This window comes from Salmonella sp. 32100201201700099SM (genome assembly GCF_017572645.1).
In the GTDB taxonomy this organism is placed as follows: domain Bacteria; phylum Pseudomonadota; class Gammaproteobacteria; order Enterobacterales; family Enterobacteriaceae; genus Salmonella; species Salmonella enterica.
In genome coordinates this window covers 1-611 of the sequence record NZ_JAGERQ010000027.1, presented here as the reverse complement: position 1 = coordinate 611, position 611 = coordinate 1, and the positions used below count along the sequence as shown (strand labels likewise).

Here is a 611-nt window from a genome sequence, read left to right as displayed (position 1 = left end):
GGCTTGATGGTGCCCGGCTTAGCCAGTACCTGACCACGTTCGATTTCTTCACGTTTGATACCACGCAGCAGAACACCTACGTTCTCACCGGCACGGCCTTCGTCCAGCAGTTTGCGGAACATTTCAACGCCAGTACAGGTAGACTTCTGAGTCTCTTTGATACCAACGATTTCAACTTCTTCGCCCACTTTGATGATACCGCGTTCTACACGACCGGTAACAACGGTACCACGACCGGAGATGGAGAATACGTCTTCGATCGGCAGCAGGAACGGCTTGTCAATCGCACGCTCTGGTTCCGGGATGTAAGAATCCAGGAAGCCAGCCAGTTCGATGATTTTCGCTTCCCACTCTGCGTCGCCTTCCAGCGCTTTCAGAGCAGAACCACGAACGATCGGCGTGTCGTCGCCCGGGAAGTCGTACTGAGACAGAAGTTCACGAACTTCCATTTCAACCAGTTCCAGCAGCTCTTCGTCATCAACCATGTCGCATTTGTTCAGGAACACGATGATGTACGGAACGCCTACCTGACGACCCAGCAGGATGTGCTCACGGGTCTGCGGCATCGGGCCGTCAGTCGCAGCAACAACCAGGATCGCGCCGTCCATCTG

Annotated in this window: 1 protein-coding gene; it reads right to left on the bottom strand. The window is 54.7% G+C overall.

The annotated features are described in order from the left end of the window. Positions 1 to 611 (bottom strand): GTP-binding protein (locus J4685_RS22350; protein ID WP_139654343.1); only part of this gene is annotated, 611 nt, incomplete at both ends.